We start from the raw sequence: 15,913 nt of genomic DNA, 5'->3' as shown, positions 1-15,913 counted from the left end.
GTAAATTTCCTCTTTTATATTATGTATTCTGAGCAAGCAGGTTTATGCTTGATATAGGACAAGTAACAGTTTTGTTGCCCTTTTACCTGCAGACAAGGTTCGATTTTGCTTTCTTACTTTCATTTGGGTGTTTTTTATTTTCTCCTCATGCTGGTGGTAGTCCCCGCATTTGGTCAGGAACCTATATCAGTCGGTGATGATAAGCGTATAATCGCTGATGCTAATGTGTGGCACGAATTAGATTACTCTTTTGATACATCAAATCTCGAATCAAAAAATAAGCTAGCAATTTTAAAAGAGGCTTATGAATACGCCGCGGTTGTGCCATCACTGGGTGGGAAGTCGGGAAGTTACTTTACCAAAGTAGTCTTAGATATTTCACAAAAAGGGCAGTACTTTGTTGTCGTTAATGCCAACTTCATTGATGTTGGTTTAGCTTCATATTCGTCGCCTGTTCAGCCTGAACTTAGCACTCAAGTCTTCTCTCAACTTCTTGATGACAGCTCGCCGCCGGTGCTTCATTTTCAAGCCGTGACGGTGCAAACCGTTATGGCAAATGAGCGAGTAGAATTATGGCTGTTTATTAAGGCCAAGCAGTTTCCTACGCCAGTTTCCATTACTGTGTTAGACAGTACAGAGTTTTATCGTTTCCAAAAATTTAATAACGGTATTTCCATAGCTGGCATTACCACCATGTTCATTTTGTCCTTGCTGGCCTTGCTCATCTATTCTGGGACGAGGAAAAGAGTAGCATTAACCTGTGCAGGCTATTTGGGTATTCACGCTATTGGCTGGATGGCAGCTTCTGGAATGCTAGGTGATATCGTTCATTTCCCATTCAATACCAGTTATTGGGGAATGCTACTTTTTCCTTTCGCTATTGCCTGTGCTGCTCAGTTTGTCTCAGATTTATTTGAGTGCAAAACCGACCACAAAAAGTTGTTCAAATTTCTTAACACTTTGAGTCTAGTAAGCGTTGTATTAGGCGTTGGCATGTGGTTTATGCCATTTTCTATCGCATATTTACTATCTCACTTATTGGCTATGTTCTGGATAGTGGTGACCATAGCGGTGGGTGTGAGCATGATTAGACAGCAAGATTTCCGCGCGAAATATTTTTTGGCAGGCAATCTACTCTACAGTGCATCACTTGGCTACTACATTGCTGCTCACAGCCAGTATTTCGGTGAGCTAGCGTACCCCGAATCTGTTGTTATATTTGCATTGTCGCTAGATTGCTTATGTATTTTGTTGTGCTTAACTGAGTGGTTTAAATTAAAGCAAAAGGAGTTCAATCGAAACCAGTACTTATCGCGCATAGACTCAATGACTCAGCTTGGTAACAGATTCTCTCTAACAGAATGCATTGAAGCCTTAGATGACTACTACGTTATTATTTTCATCGATTTAGATGGTTTAAAGGCCATTAACGATAAACACGGTCATGATGAAGGCGACAAACTTATTATTAAGGCTGCGAGCCTATTGCAACAATCGTTTTACTTTTTGGGAGATATCTTCCGCTCAGGAGGCGATGAGTTTGTAGGGGTATTGCAAGCCGATTCGACCAGAGAAACCCGAAACGTGGCTGATAGCGCCTTATCAATAGTATCGAATGTTTCAATGGAGCTTAGCAAGCAATGGAGTGATGCGGGCGTTAGCTTTGGGATTGCAACAAGCCTTGAGACTAAGGTGCCTTCAGAATGTATATCGTTGGCAGATAAACGTATGTATCAACACAAAGCTAAATCGAAGCATCCGCGCTCTGGCTAGGCGCTTAGTGAAAAAGCTTTTTGTAAGAGTTCTTAATAAGGGCTCAGTGGAAACGCTTAGCCTCTGTAAATAATATGACTTCGCTTTTAGTTTCAGTGCCAACTATTTAAACCGCCAAGCGTGGAGAGCCAAGCTTTATCGTATTAGGTGTTGAACTCAGTAAAAATTACGCATTTCACCATCACAGTGAACATTATCAAGGTTTCTTTGAAGCTTTACGGTGATGCTGAGCGTAAAAAAAGCGGCTATCATCAAGGCCAAGGGCAGTAAAAAGATTAATTCAGGTCTCATGCTCAACACCCACTGTTTTGTTCACTTAATAGATAGATCAATGATTAATCATGTATTTGCAAGTGGCTCAAGCGTCCAGCCCGCTCAAATGAAAAGTCGCTCGCCTGGGGGGATCGGCTCTCATTTCTGTCTTCCTATGGCGCCTTTTTCCACATCCTTGTTCGCCTCCTTTTCCGACCCCGTTGATTTTGTGGTAACGTAATTAAATCGCACAATTTATCATAACGCATTAAAAGGACTTAACTTTCATGGCGCTGCAGCGAATAAAGGTACTATGTTTTTTTCTACTATCAATCAGCCCAATCTCCTATGGGCAAGATGCTTCTGTAGAAGATGAAACACAAAGCTTCAGTTACACCCTAATTACCGAAAAGCTAACATCGAAGGTATTATCAGAAGAGCGCACTGTGGTTGTTCAACTCCCTAAAAGCTATGCTGAAAACCCAGATAAAAAATACCCTATTATTTACCGTCTTGATGGCGCTACTACGCTCGTCATGTTGAATGCGGTTCTTGAAAGTTTGCAATCTCAGCGGGCGGCGCCAGAAGTTATTGTGGTGGCAATCGAAAACACCGACCGTCTTCGGGATTTATACCCTAACGTAAATAAAGACCCCAGTGGTCCCGTGGGTTATGGCGGCGGAGGTGCTAAGTTTTTACAATTTATCACTTCAGAATTGATGCCGATGGTGGAAAGTAAATATCGGGTGCATGATTTTCGAGTTATTGCAGGTGCATCGGCTGCAGGCGCTTTCTCATTGTATGCAATGCAGCAAGCGCCTGAATTGTTCAATGCTGCCTTAACTTACAGTGCTGCGGTATGGTGGGCACATGGCGCAACGGCAAAGACTACGGTTGAGTTCATAAAGAATAATAAAAAGCTCGATCATTACCTTTATACCGCTATTGGCAACGAAGGTGCGCCCATGCGCCCTTATTACGATGCGATGATTTCAGATATCCGTAAAAACAAGCCGGTGGGGCTACGGTGGCATAACGATGTATTCAATGACGTACCTCATAACCTTGTGACCAATGCAGCAAGCTTTAAAGCGTATTACAGTTTATTTTACTCAGAGTATATGCGCCCGAAAGACTATGATGGTGATTTGAGTTCGATTGAAAAGTATTACGAAGTGGTATCACAGCAACGAGGCGAGAAAATCGAAGCGGCGGAATGGGTAATAAGAGAATTAGGTTATCACTTCGTGACAGAACAAGATTTCGATGAAGCTATAAAGCTATTTCAGTACGGTATTGAACGTTATCCCAATTCGCCTGATGCATACAATGGTCTTGCCTATGGCTACGAGCAGTCAGGCCAGTTTGAAAAAGCACTGGAGCAGGTGAATAAGGCATTAGCGCTAGCTTCATCGGATTACGATGGCTATGACGTTTACGTGGGTAGACGGGAACGGTTATTGAACAAGCTGGGTGAGAGTTAAAGCGCAAATGTAAACGGGCAGGAGAGTTGCTCAGTTGTACTAGCTCAGTCCTAGCCCGCTTATGCCATCTTAAGGCTTTAATGCCACATCTGAATCAGCAATTAAATATATACTTGCTGCATAAGCGGCAATATTTTGCGCTAATTCATTGGGATCAATCTTATCAAGCGTATCATCAGGCGTATGATGTAAATCGAAGTAATCCTGTCCATTTTGGTTTAATCGAATGGTCGGTACACCTTTTTTAGCCAAGGGAATGATGTCAGGACCACCGCCGGGAACATCTGATCCTCCTCTCACTATGCCAAGAGGGGACAATATTTTTCCTACTTCATCCATCAGCAAGGTAGCTTCTGGATTGACGTTTGATACTAACTGCCAAATGGTTTGCGCACCAAAGTCAGATTCGGTTGCCAAAACATGGTTTTGTAGGTTCGCATCATGTTGTTTCGCATAGGCGAATGCACCAAGTAAACCCACTTCTTCTGCACCAAACATTACCACCCGAATGGTGCGCTTGGGGCGAGTCGGTAAATTAGCAATCAACGCGGCAGCTGCGGTAGTGATGGCAACGCCTGCGCCATCGTCAACCGCGCCAGTGCCTAAATCCCAGCTGTCTAGATGGCCACCAATAAGTACGATTTCTTCAGGCTTCTCACTTCCCACTAAATCGAGAACAACATTTCCGCTTTTCACTTCGCCTTTCCATTTTGATTCTGAATGCAGTGAAAGACTTATAGGCTTGCTTAATCCATGTAAGCGGCGAAGGTGATCAGCGTCAGGATTTGAGATAGCGATAACTGGAATATCTGCCCATTTGTCACCGTCTTTACTCATCATCCCTGAGTGTGGGAATCGATGTGAGTCTGAACCGACAGAGCGAACCACCAATGCGCTAGCGCCACCACGCTGCGCATGTTGCCAGCCAATTCTTCGACGTTGATTGGCTTGGCCATAACCTGCGCCGGTTTGGCTTTTAACCATTTTGTCGCCATCGACAAAAGCAATTTTTCCGCTAAGGCTGCCATCCTTAACATCTGATAATGCGTGAATATCTCTAAAATATACTACATCGGCATCAATACTCTCTTTTGATGGAGCGCCACCACCTAAAGCAGTACCGTATAAATCCTGCTGGTAGGGCGAGGTTAGCGATATGTGTAGATGCCCTCTATCCCAAAAAGGCATCGTAAATGGTTCGATACTGACGTTGTCGAATCCCAAACGTTCGCCTAACTTTACCCCCCAGTCTCTCGCGCGTTTCTCAGCTTCAGAGCCTCCCAATCGAGGGCCTATTTCTGTTGTCAGCGATGTCACGATGTCCATACCTAAGTCACTTTTCAGCGCAGTTTCTATAAGGTCGTTCGCAGTTTGTTTTTGTTCGTTTGTTATCACATTAGAAGCTGCCAGTAGCGGAAAACTAAAAAAAGCTACAATAGCGGTAAAAGTGAGGCGTCTAAGTTGATGCATGTGTTCTCCATTAATACTGTTATTTGGGCCGAATTCTTATAGTAACTGCAACGTACCCCAAAATTGTTTTTTATTATTTAAGCGCTCTTTTCTAGTTTTAACGGTTTAGGCCGTAAAGTAATGCGAATTTGCTCGCGTAGAAGATGTTGCCGTTTACAGCTACAGTCTCTTAGCTAAAAGAAGAAAACCCTGAGCGCGACCAGAATATGAAATTCAACCTATAAATACTACTTTTTACATCAAAGGTAAGGTATTTCTACTGTTATATAAGCTATGTTAGACCTTCAATAGTCATTCTATTTATCGAATTAAAACAATTAGAGCAAACGAGCCATGAATAAGAGATGTTTAAGCAAGTCGGCGTTAACACTAGTCATAAGCACATTATTAACTGCCCATTCGGTTTTGGCAGACGAATCTGCAAGTAATACTTTGTCTTTAAAAGACGTATTTAATCTTGAGTATGCTACAAACCCAGTGGTAACACCTGATGGCAAACATGTTGTGTACGAGCGTCGTAGCATGGATATTATGACTGATTCAATGCGACGGAATCTGTGGACAATAGCCTTAGATGGAAGTGCTCATCTGCCTATTCTCTCTGACAGTAAAAACCACTTTAATCCTGTGTTTTCACCTGATGGCGCTAAAATGGCTTACCTTTCAAGTAAAGAAGGTAAGGTTCAAGTTTATCTAAAAGATTTAGCATCAAATAGCACAACTCGCGTAACTGATGTCGCAATGCGCCCGAGCGGTATGAGTTTTTCACCAGACGGTAAATATTTAGCTTTTGCTATGTTTACACCCACTAAAGCCAAACCGTTATTTAATTTAGATTTTAAGCCTAAAGGCGCTAAGTGGGCAGAAACCCCACAGTATATCGACCAAACCAATTTCCAACGAGACGGCATGGGAATGAAACGCCCCGGCAACATGCAAATATATGTTGTGCCAACCATTGGCGGAACGCCAAGACAAATTACTTCTGGGGAACATGACCACGCCGGTACCATAGCATGGTCTGACAATGGTCAACAGATCATTATCTCTGCTAACACCAGCGACGAAGCTGATTTCGATATGCTTAATAGCGATCTGTTTAGCATTGATGTAAAAACGTCAAAGGTGACTAGATTAACTGATATGAGTGGCCCTGAACGAAGCCCTCATTTAAGCCCTAGCGGTAATAAAATTGCCTTTGTTGGTAATGAAGATAATGGAAAATCAAATCAGCTAAGCCATTTATATGTAATGAATTCAGACGGCACGGGCATCGAAAACCTGACTAGTGAGCTAGACCGCTCTGTCGGTGCAATTAAGTGGGCTGACAACGGTAAAGGGGTATATTTTAGTTATGATGATATGGGTAAGAAAAGTGTCGCCTATGTTAGTTTGTCAGGTAAAATTTCAACGAAAACAAGTGATTTAGGTGGCACTAGTTTAGGTAGGCCGTACACATCGGGCGATTACGATGTAACCCCTAAAGGTAGCGTTGTTTATACCGCTTCAATGGGCGATCGCCCTGCTGATCTTGCAATAGTGACCAGTAAAGGGAAGGTTAAACAACTGACTGACTTAAATGGTGATGTGTTTGATCACAAAACAGTGAATAAACCAGAGTTGGTGGAACTAAAAAGCAGTGTAGATAATAGAGACTTACAAGCTTGGTTGGTTACCCCTCCTAACTTTGACCCTAAGAAAAAATACCCGCTAATTTTAGAAATACATGGCGGGCCTCACACTGCGTATGGCCCCAGTTACTCAACAGAAATACAATTAATGGCTGCTGCTGGTTATGTTGTTTTATATGGCAACCCTCGTGGGTCTACTTCTCAAGGTGAAGAGTTCGCTAGTTTAATTGATAAAAATTATCCATCACAAGATTATGACGACCTTATGGATATGGTGGATGCCGCTATTGCCAAAGGTTATGTGGATGAGTCTAACTTATTTGTTACTGGCGGTTCTGGCGGGGGGACACTGACCTCTTGGATCATCGGAAAGACCGACCGTTTCAAAGCCTCTGTAGTGGCGAAACCCGTTATAAACTGGACAAGTATGATTGGTACATCTGATATCTATGCGTATATGAGCAAGTATTGGTTTACAGACTTACCTTGGAACGATTACGAGCAATATTGGAACCGTTCGCCGTTATCATTAGTGGGCAATGTAACAACGCCTACCATGGTGCTCACCGGTGAATTAGATGTACGTACTCCTATGTCTGAAAGCGAACAATATTATGGTGCATTACGCTTACAAAGTGTAGATAGCGCACTGGTGCGTATTCAAGGGGCTTATCATGGTATTGCAGCTAAACCTTCTAACTTAGCACGTAAAGTTGGATATATTTTAGCGTGGTTTGACAAGTACAAAGACGACACGAACAGTGAAAAGAAAGAAGACTAGAGATTAGTTTTCTTTAGAAGTAAAGCTTAAAAATAAAAGCCCTACATACTGTTTTAGTATTAGGGCTTTTTACTTTTTAAATGCCGTTAATTTGGCTAAGCATTTGTTGCAAATAAGCTATCTTTTACTAACCGTTTTATTGCTTATTTAATGTTTATTTAAAAAGCTTAAAATATCTTTAGATACACGTTTCACATCTTCCACCATAGGCATATGGCCAAGATCTTCATAAATAAGTGTGTTTGAATTGAGCATCAATTTCCAGTGGGTAAAATCGTCTACCGGTAACAGCTTATCGTTAAGCCCCCATATCAGCATCGACTCAGGATAATCGAAACGGTAATCACGAGAGTAAAAATCCCGCAAGTTGAAAAATTGATGGAACATGTGGGTATATTGCGCTCGCTTATTAATATATTCCCATGCGAGTGCGCGCAAAATAAACTTTGGGATAAATGGTGGTTTAGCCATGATTAAATCATAGAATTTAAAAAAACCCTGTTCAACTTCATGTTCAAAAGGATTTAATTTATTGTCTATCATATTCTGAGCAAATGGTGACTTAGCGCCTGCTGGGTCGATCAATACTGCTTTTTCAATTCGCTTAGGCATTTCATCAAATAGTTTAGCCGCCATCATTCCGCCCATAGAATTACCCACTATGCTGAAGTGCTTAATGTTTAATTGATCTAATAGTGCCAATAACATCTGGCATTGGCTGGGAACAGAATAATCATCATCGGGGTGGTAAGCAGTTTGGCCATGGCCTTTAAGGTCAGGAATAACTAGGTGATATTGAGAAGAGAATCTTTTGGCAAAACGATTCCACACATACTTATCAGCACTGAAACCGTGTATAAGTACCAGCACAGGCTTGTCGCTAGAAAAGTGTTTTGTATTGCTATGGTAAAACACTTCAAGCCCATCAATTGAGCGGCTGTCACAATACAATCTTGCTAACTTAGCTTCTGTACGATTAACAAAATCAAAGATTAATCGACTCAATAGCATACGACGCAGCTTAGTCGATAAAATAATCATCAATCCTACAATAACAGCAGTAATCAATAAAACGATGATAAATAATTCCTAATGATTTCTATATTGGCTTACAACGATGTGCAGACTTTTGCTTTTAGATAGGAGTTTAATTGGAATCTAATGCGTTGACTAGTAACACTATTCGGACGGAGAATTTTCTAACAGGCGGTTAGTATTGCGATAGACGCTTTTGGCAAGTAACTCTTCGCAGGGCGGCAGCTAGCTCTTAGTTAGCTGCCGCTAGCAGGTTAAGCCCCTTGTTTAAGTTACTCAGCATATTCAGTTTTATCTTTAAATTCACACAAGTCTTCAATAATGCAGCTTCCACAACGAGGTTTGCGGGCAATGCAGGTATAGCGGCCGTGAAGAATTAACCAGTGGTGAACGTCTACCTTAAATTCTGCTGGCACTACTTTTAGTAGCTTCTCTTCCACTTTCTCAACGGTTTTACCCATAGCAAGTTTAGTGCGGTTACTTACGCGATAAATGTGGGTGTCTACAGCGATGGTAGGCCAGCCAAACGCGGTATTCAGTACTACGTTAGCCGTTTTACGGCCAACGCCAGGCAGAGCTTCTAAGGCTTCTCGGCTTTCGGGTACTTCACCATCGTACTTTTCAACCAAAATTTCACTAAGGCGATGTACATTTTTGGCTTTTGAGTTAAACAAGCCGATGGTTTTTATATATTCTTTTAACCCGTCTTCACCAAGAGCAGCAATCGCATGGGCTGTATTGGCAACGGGAAAAAGTTTGTCCGTGGCTTTGTTTATGCCAACATCGGTAGATTGCGCCGATAAAGTGACCGCGACCAACAGCTCAAAGGGCGTGGAGAAATTAAGCTCAGTGGTAGGGTGGGGGTTATCGTCCCGAAGTCGGGTTAAGATTTCACGTCTTTTTGTGTTATTCATTTTTATTTAGCTCGTTCTTTTTCCACTCGGGCTTTTCCATTCAGGCTTAGCCATTCAGGCGTAACCATATTCTCTGCCACTAGCCGCTTAGCATTTATTATGCGTCGGCGGTAACACGTGCGCGAGTGGCTTTTTCTTTTACCGTAGTCTCGCGGGCTGCTATTCGAGCATCAATCATATTCTTAAAAGCAATTAAAAGCCCCATGCCCAAGAACGCACCGGGAGGCAATATTGCTAGCAAGAAAGGAGAATCGGTTTCAAATAAGGTGAGTGTCCAGTTACTGGCAATGCTGCCGAATAGCCTGTCGGCACCTGCGAACAAGGTTCCAGCACCTAAAATTTCTCGCATACCGCCAAGCACAACAAGTACGAAGGTGAACCCTAATCCCATCACTAGGCCATCATATGCTGATGCGCCCGCACTGTTTTTAGAGGCAAAAGCTTCCGCTCTACCGATGATTGCGCAGTTAGTAACAATCAACGGAATGAATATGCCCAGCGCAAGGTATAACTCGTAGGTAAAGGCGTTCATTAAAAGCTGCACTATGGTAACAAAGGCGGCAATAATCATAACAAATACAGGAATGCGTATTTCGTTTCGAACAATATTCCGTACCAATGAAACGGTAACGTTACTGCCAATCAATACTAGCGTGGTAGCTAAGCCTAACCCTAGTCCATTTATAAAGGTGGCGGTTACCGCCAGCAAAGGGCATAAGCCTAGAAGTTGCACTAGGGCAGGGTTGTTCTTCCAAATACCTTGGAGGGTAAGGTCGCGATAATCTGTCATTCGCTTAACACCTCATTGGTTGGTAATACGTCATTTTCAATACCGCACATATTAGGAGCGGAAAATAAAGTTTGTTGGTTATCTTGCACGTAAAGCAGTGCATTTTTAACCGCGCTAACCACCGCTCGCGGCGTTATTGTGGCACCAGTGAATTGATCGAACTCACCGCCGTCTTTTTTCACTTGCCATACAGGCAAGGCACTTACTGAAAAGTGTTTTCCGGTGAATGACGTTATCCAATCGCTGATCGACAATTCTATTTTATCACCCAGTCCTGGGGTTTCTTTATGCTCTAACACGCGAACACCAAGCACATTCATTTGCGTATCTACCCCAATGACCAGCGCAATATCACCGCTATAACCATCTGGTGCGGTAGCTTCAATGGCTAGAGCTGTAGGTTCGCCGTTTATCCGTGCTCGATAAACCGTATGAGGTTCTTGGGTGCCTAAATTGGAGCTTACCACCGCCGTGCAATCAGCATAAAGCTCATTGTCATGTAACTCATGCGGCACCACTTCATTTAATATACTAAGCAATTTTTGCTTTTGTTGCTGTGCAATACGTTCGGCTGTACCGTTATAGGTGAGGGCGATGAGCGCAGTACCAATTATCGCAAACGCACTTAGCATCAAACCATTTTTTACTAGCGTCTCTTTTACCATTTACTCTACTCGCCTTGCTTTCTTAGTAACCTGATGCCCGTATGTACGGGGGCGGGTATAGTAATCAATCAGCGGCACGACCATATTCATAATAATGACTGCAAAAGCAATCGCGTCTGGGTAACCGCCAAAAACTCGAATAATAACCACCCAAAAGCCAATGGCTGCGCCATAAATTATGCGCCCTTTTGGTGTGGTTGACGCAGATACCGGGTCGGTGGCAATAAAGAATGCGCCTACCATCACTGCACCGTTAATGAGATGAAAAAGCGGCGATGCATAATGATCGGCATCAATCATATAAAGCAATAATGCAAAAACCGCCACTGACGCCAACATGCTGCCTGGAATATGCCAGCTAATCACTCTTAACTTCACAAGCCACAGGCCGCCGAGTAAATAACTTAAACTTACCCATCCCCAACCTGCACCAGCAGATTGAAATAGCCCCGTGGAAAAAATAGGTCTGAGCAATGATTCTGAGTACGTAATACCCAAGGTTAAGTCAGTTTTTAGGGTGTCGAGCGGTGTGGCCATTGTTACACCGTCTGCCACAGTCCGTAACTGGGTAACATCGTAACCTGTGGTCGAAAAGTCGGTAAAAATAAGTGCCGCAGAGTCTAAGAAGCTAGGTGTTAAGCTAGCTAGGTGCTGCGGGGGTAACCATAAACTCATGGCGGCCGGGAATGAAATTAACAGTACTACATAGCCAATCATCGCTGGATTGAAAATGTTAAACCCTAAGCCACCGTATACTTGTTTGGCGACGGCAATGGCGAAAAATACGCCTGTAATCGTCATCCACCATGGCAGTGTAGGCGGAATGCTAATAGCAATTAGCAGGCCGGTTAGTATGGCGGAGTAGTCGGTTAACGTACGCTCGATAGGGCGTTTACGTAACCAGAGGATAACCCCTTCAAAAACGAGGGCACTGGCGACCGCTAAAAAGGCTTGAATGAGTGTACCCCATCCAAAAAATACGGTTTGAGCAATAATACCAGGCACCATGGCATAAATGACCAAGCGCATGACCTGGCCAGTATCGCGCTTCACTCTTTGATAGGGAGAACTCGATAAGATTAATTTCATGATTGATTGTTCTCACTTTCTGCCGCTGCTTTTTTTGCTTTAGCCTTAGCGACGGCCGCTGCAATACGGCTTTTTTTCTCAAGAGCAGGATCGTTTGCTTCTTCAGATAGTACTGATTGTGGAGCGGTTTGCTCGGCTTCGCTTGTAGGGGTAGGTAACTCGGCTTTCTCTGATACCTTTACCTGCTCAGGCTCAACATCTTGACTAGCAGTGCCTGAATCATCAGTTTGCGTTTTCTGAATTTCCGCTAAACGTTTTTTCGCTTTAGCTTTTGCTACCGCCGCAGCTATTCTGGCTTTCTTGTCATCCGCGGTGTTCGTGGTTTCGTTGTTTGACGCTTTTTCGACATTGTCAACACTACTGTTTGGCCTTTCAAGAGGCTTTTCGTGTTCTGTATCAATATGGCTAGCTTTAGCTTCAACAGTACCTTCAGCATCATCTGACGCTGTTTTAGGCGCTTTTAAATCGCCACGGCTCTGCTGTTTTTGTAATTCTGCTTTCTTAGCTTTTGCTTTAGCAATTGCGGCGGCAACCCGGGCTTTTTTCTCATCTTGCAGTTGCGTTGATGAAGCTGAGGTAGAAGCCTCTTCCTTTGCCTGACTTTGTGGTAAATCGCTTCCAATTACTTCAGCGCTGCTTTCGTCTAGTTGTTGGCGTGCTGCTTTTTTGGCTTTTGCTCGCGCGATGGCGGCGGCAACTTGCGCTTTCTTATCGTCGGCAGCCGTGCTTACATTTTCAGCTTGGTTTTCAACTTGGGTTTCAGTCGCTTGTTGATCTGTCTGTGCTGTCGATTGAGATTCTGAAAAAACTTCATCAGATTTAGGTGCTTCAGACGCCGATTCTTTAAGCTTCTGGGCTTTTTTAGCTTTAGCGCGTGCTATGGCGGCGGCAACTTGCGCTTTTTTATCATCAGCAGGTGAGCTTGCGGTAGTGCTTGTGCTATTTGCGGCTGCAGGTTTTGCGTCAGCTACGCTTGTTTCGTCAGAATTAGCGCTCTGAAGGGCTGCTTTTTTCGCTTTGGCTCTGGCTAATGCAGCCGCGACTTTATCTTTAGAGCTATTTTGCTCTGTAGAAGGGGCTGGTGATGCAGATTGGCTATCGGAATTATTCTTTGCAGCAAGTCGTGCTTCTTTAGCGCGGCGGTGTTTGGCTTCACGCTCTTCTTTTTCCCGTTCTAGGCGCTCGTTTCGCGCTTCAAAACGTTGTTTCGCTTTTTCTGCTTTGTTCTTTTCGTCTCGTTGCAATCGTATTTCAGATTTAGCTTGGCGGTAATAATGAACCAAAGGTATTTCACTGGGGCATACATACGCACAAGCACCACATTCGATACAGTCGAAAAGATCGTAGTCTTCAGCTTTGTCGTATTCTTTTGCTTTGGCGTGCCAAAACATTTGTTGTGGTAGTAAAGAAACAGGGCATGCGTCAGCACACGCACTACAACGAATACACGGGCGTTCGGCGTTATCGTCTACCAGTTCTTTTTTGCTGGGTACTAATAAACAGTTAGTGGTTTTCACCACAGGTATGGTGGCATCCGCCAAGGCAAAGCCCATCATAGGGCCGCCCATAATCACTTTAGGCGACGTTTGCTTTTTAGCTTGGTAGCTGGCTTCTTCTAGCAAGTGCTTTACTGGTGTACCAAGTAAAGCTCGAAAATTAGCAGGCTTAGCTACGGCATCACCGGTTACCGTGACAATACGTTCAATAAGTGGCTTACCGTGTAAAATAGCATCGGCAATGGCAAAACAGGTCCCCACGTTAAACATCATGACGCCAATGTCTGCCGGAAGACCGTTACGGGGCACTTCGCGGCCCGTGATAACTTGAATTAATTGTTTCTCACCACCTGCAGGGTATTTCGTTTCAATAGGTACTACCCGATACGCATCCTTGTCTTGGCAGGCTATATTAAGTGCTTGAATGGCTTCAGGCTTGTTATCTTCAATGGCAATAACAATCGCTTTAGGCTCAATAATATGCGCTAAAATGTCTAAGCCTTGGCGAATCTGCCACGCGTGTTCGCGCATAAGGCGATCATCTGCAGTAATGTAAGGTTCGCACTCAACGCCGTTTAGCACTAAAAACTCAACGGGCTTACTGGTGGCGGTTTTAATATGGGTAGGAAAGCCTGCGCCTCCCATGCCAGAAATGCCGGCTTGGCAGATGGCATCTACAATCGTATTTTTATCTACCCCAGTATAATCAGCTAAAGGTGATAGCTCGCCCCACGTATCTTTATCATCGGGCTTAATGCTAACGCACATTTCCGTAAGACCACTAGGATGAGCAACCACGTGAGGTGCTATAGCAACGATATGCCCCGAGGTGGGCGCATGCACTGGCACAGCGTAAGGTGTTGTAGCATTAGATAGCGCTTGGCCTTTGTAAACATAGTCACCTACGTTTACGCAGCATATACCTTCTGAACCCACATGTTGACGTATAGGCAATGTGAGCAGATCTGGCATTGTTGGCTGCACAATAGCGGCCTTGTTCGACAGTCTCTTTTTATCATCAGGGTGCACGCCGCCTGGGAACGAAAAGAGTTTCCCTGAATTTAGGCGTTCAATAATGTTATCAAAATCTGGGTAGTTCAACGCTTACGACACCATTTTAATTGGAATGTCACCTTTAGGTGATGAGGAAAAATCCCACTTCCATGTTGCTGTGGTTGGTGTAACAGGCACCATATCGATACAGTCTACTGGGCAGGGATCTACACATAAATCGCAGCCCGTACACTCTTCAACAATCACTGTATGCATATGCTTTGCTGCACCTAATATGGCGTCAACGGGGCATGCTTGAATACACTTGGTACAACCAATACATTCGTCTTCTCGAATGAAGGCGACTTTTTTCGTATCTTCTTCGCCGTGAGCCGCATCGAGAGGTTTTGGTTCTACCCCCATCAAATCGGCAAGTTTTTTTATGGTCGACTCACCACCTGGGGGGCATTTATTAATTTCATCACCATTAGCAATGGCTTCTGCATAGGGTTTGCAACCAGGGTAGCCACATTGTCCACATTGAGTTTGGGGCAATATTTCATCGATTTGATCAACCAATGGGTCGCCTTCCACCTTAAATCGAATACTGGCATAACCTAAAATTAAACCGAAGAGAAGCGCAAGCGCGCCTAATGCGATGATGGCGTATGTCATGGTCATTATACTTTCACCAAACCGCTAAAGCCCATAAATGCCAAAGACATAAGGCCCGCCGTTATCATTGCAATCGATGCCCCTTTAAATGAAACAGGCACATCGGCAGCAGCTAAACGTTCTCGCATGGCCGCAAATAGAACTAGCACTAATGAAAAGCCAACAGCCGCACCAAAGCCATAAATAAGGCTTTCCATGAAGTTATGCTGCTCGGTAAGATTCAGCAAAGCAACACCAAGCACAGCGCAATTGGTGGTAATAAGAGGTAGGAAAATACCTAATAAGCGGTAAAGGGTAGGGCTGGTTTTATGCACCACCATCTCGGTGAACTGAACCACGACAGCAATCACTAAAATAAACGCTAATGTTCGTAAGTAGCCAATACCTAAAGGCGCAAGTAGATAAGTCTCTACTAAGTAGCTTGTGGCCGAGGCTAGCGTTAATACAAACGTGGTGGCCATAGACATGCCCATGGCAGTTTCGAGTTTGCTCGACACACCCATAAAAGGGCATAAGCCAAGAAACTTCACCAGCACGAAGTTATTAACTAATACGGTACCAATTAATAGTAATAAAAATTCAGTCATGAAAATCGCAATTCCTACGAGGAATTAGTTGAGTCTCGGCATAATGGCCGTACTCGAAATTGAAACAGGAATAATTTGTCTATTATCGCTTTTTAGGCGCAGATTAACAACTTGATTGAATTAGGGTTATTTAATGAATATATAAGCTATTTCAGGAAGAAAAAAACGTATGAGATAATAGAAGAAGTATAAAGCGGTAATGAGCCAACCAAGTGGCTCCCCCTCCCCGATTCGAACGGGGGACCTGCGGATTAACAGTCCGTCGCTCTAACCAACTG

General features: G+C 43.7%; 12 protein-coding genes. 3 read left to right on the top strand and 9 right to left on the bottom strand.

Features of this window, described 5'->3' with window-relative positions:
- Positions 1–105: 105 nt before the first annotated feature.
- Positions 106–1,773, top strand: a complete 1,668-nt coding sequence (locus AAC006_RS01780) for a diguanylate cyclase (protein WP_126871910.1) — start codon at positions 106–108, stop codon at positions 1,771–1,773.
- Between the two features lie 539 nt (positions 1,774–2,312).
- Positions 2,313–3,509: an alpha/beta hydrolase-fold protein gene (locus AAC006_RS01775; RefSeq protein WP_244360031.1), complete on the top strand. Its 1,197-nt coding sequence runs from the start codon at positions 2,313–2,315 to the stop codon at positions 3,507–3,509.
- Between the two features lie 69 nt (positions 3,510–3,578).
- On the opposite strand, the gene AAC006_RS01770 is transcribed toward AAC006_RS01775, so the two are convergent.
- Complete coding sequence (locus AAC006_RS01770; protein ID WP_063458284.1) at positions 3,579–4,979, bottom strand: M20/M25/M40 family metallo-hydrolase; 1,401 nt, start codon at positions 4,977–4,979, stop codon at positions 3,579–3,581.
- Positions 4,980–5,312: 333 nt separating this feature from the next.
- Here AAC006_RS01770 and AAC006_RS01765 point away from each other — a divergent pair, with 333 nt between their 5' ends.
- Positions 5,313–7,391 (top strand): S9 family peptidase, encoded by a 2,079-nt coding sequence (locus tag AAC006_RS01765; protein WP_288388988.1) that lies wholly within the window; start codon positions 5,313–5,315, stop codon positions 7,389–7,391.
- A 147-nt stretch (positions 7,392–7,538) separates the two neighbouring features.
- Here the strand turns inward: AAC006_RS01765 and AAC006_RS01760 are convergent, their stop codons facing one another.
- From AAC006_RS01760 to rsxA, 8 genes are all read right to left on the bottom strand, one after another.
- Complete coding sequence (locus AAC006_RS01760) at positions 7,539–8,432, bottom strand: alpha/beta hydrolase (protein ID WP_126871909.1); 894 nt, start codon at positions 8,430–8,432, stop codon at positions 7,539–7,541.
- Positions 8,433–8,698: 266 nt separating this feature from the next.
- Entirely contained in the window at positions 8,699–9,340 is a 642-nt protein-coding gene (gene nth, locus AAC006_RS01755; RefSeq protein ID WP_126871908.1) for an endonuclease III, read from the bottom strand.
- A 97-nt stretch (positions 9,341–9,437) separates the two neighbouring features.
- Positions 9,438–10,130, bottom strand: a complete 693-nt coding sequence (locus tag AAC006_RS01750) for an electron transport complex subunit E (protein ID WP_159529623.1) — start codon at positions 10,128–10,130, stop codon at positions 9,438–9,440.
- Positions 10,127–10,795 (bottom strand): electron transport complex subunit RsxG, encoded by a 669-nt coding sequence (gene rsxG / locus AAC006_RS01745; RefSeq protein WP_013784957.1) that lies wholly within the window; start codon positions 10,793–10,795, stop codon positions 10,127–10,129. Before rsxG ends, AAC006_RS01750 begins: the two co-directional genes overlap by 4 nt.
- Positions 10,796–11,884: an electron transport complex subunit RsxD gene (gene rsxD, locus AAC006_RS01740; protein WP_013784956.1), complete on the bottom strand. Its 1,089-nt coding sequence runs from the start codon at positions 11,882–11,884 to the stop codon at positions 10,796–10,798.
- Positions 11,881–14,481 carry an electron transport complex subunit RsxC gene (rsxC, locus tag AAC006_RS01735; protein WP_208804342.1) on the bottom strand — a complete coding sequence of 867 codons (2,601 nt, stop codon included), beginning with the start codon at positions 14,479–14,481 and terminating at the stop codon, positions 11,881–11,883. Before rsxC ends, rsxD begins: the two co-directional genes overlap by 4 nt.
- Positions 14,482–14,484: 3 nt before the next feature.
- The gene (gene rsxB, locus AAC006_RS01730; protein WP_013784954.1) at positions 14,485–15,054 is read right to left on the bottom strand and encodes an electron transport complex subunit RsxB; all 570 of its coding nucleotides are present in this window, start codon (positions 15,052–15,054) and stop codon (positions 14,485–14,487) included.
- Positions 15,054–15,635 (bottom strand): electron transport complex subunit RsxA, encoded by a 582-nt coding sequence (rsxA, locus tag AAC006_RS01725; RefSeq protein WP_013784953.1) that lies wholly within the window; start codon positions 15,633–15,635, stop codon positions 15,054–15,056. Before rsxA ends, rsxB begins: the two co-directional genes overlap by 1 nt.
- Positions 15,636–15,913 lie beyond the last annotated feature (278 nt).

Origin of the sequence: uncultured Alteromonas sp. (assembly GCF_963976965.1) — a bacterium.
In the GTDB taxonomy this organism is placed as follows: domain Bacteria; phylum Pseudomonadota; class Gammaproteobacteria; order Enterobacterales; family Alteromonadaceae; genus Alteromonas; species Alteromonas naphthalenivorans.
This window is presented reverse-complemented; position numbering and strand designations above follow the sequence as displayed.

Bases quoted from the DNA above. Each gene is read 5' to 3' on its own strand.
- nth (WP_126871908.1), bottom strand. From the start codon at position 9,340: ATGAATAACACAAAAAGACGTGAAATCTTAACCCGACTTCGGGACGAT.
- AAC006_RS01775 (WP_244360031.1), top strand. From the start codon at position 2,313: ATGGCGCTGCAGCGAATAAAGGTACTATGTTTTTTTCTACTATCAATC.
- rsxG (WP_013784957.1), bottom strand. From the start codon at position 10,795: ATGGTAAAAGAGACGCTAGTAAAAAATGGTTTGATGCTAAGTGCGTTT.
- rsxA (WP_013784953.1), bottom strand. From the start codon at position 15,635: ATGACTGAATTTTTATTACTATTAATTGGTACCGTATTAGTTAATAAC.
- AAC006_RS01760 (WP_126871909.1), bottom strand. From the start codon at position 8,432: ATGATTATTTTATCGACTAAGCTGCGTCGTATGCTATTGAGTCGATTA.
- rsxB (WP_013784954.1), bottom strand. From the start codon at position 15,054: ATGACCATGACATACGCCATCATCGCATTAGGCGCGCTTGCGCTTCTC.
- AAC006_RS01765 (WP_288388988.1), top strand. From the start codon at position 5,313: ATGAATAAGAGATGTTTAAGCAAGTCGGCGTTAACACTAGTCATAAGC.
- AAC006_RS01750 (WP_159529623.1), bottom strand. From the start codon at position 10,130: ATGACAGATTATCGCGACCTTACCCTCCAAGGTATTTGGAAGAACAAC.
- AAC006_RS01770 (WP_063458284.1), bottom strand. From the start codon at position 4,979: ATGCATCAACTTAGACGCCTCACTTTTACCGCTATTGTAGCTTTTTTT.
- rsxD (WP_013784956.1), bottom strand. From the start codon at position 11,884: ATGAAATTAATCTTATCGAGTTCTCCCTATCAAAGAGTGAAGCGCGAT.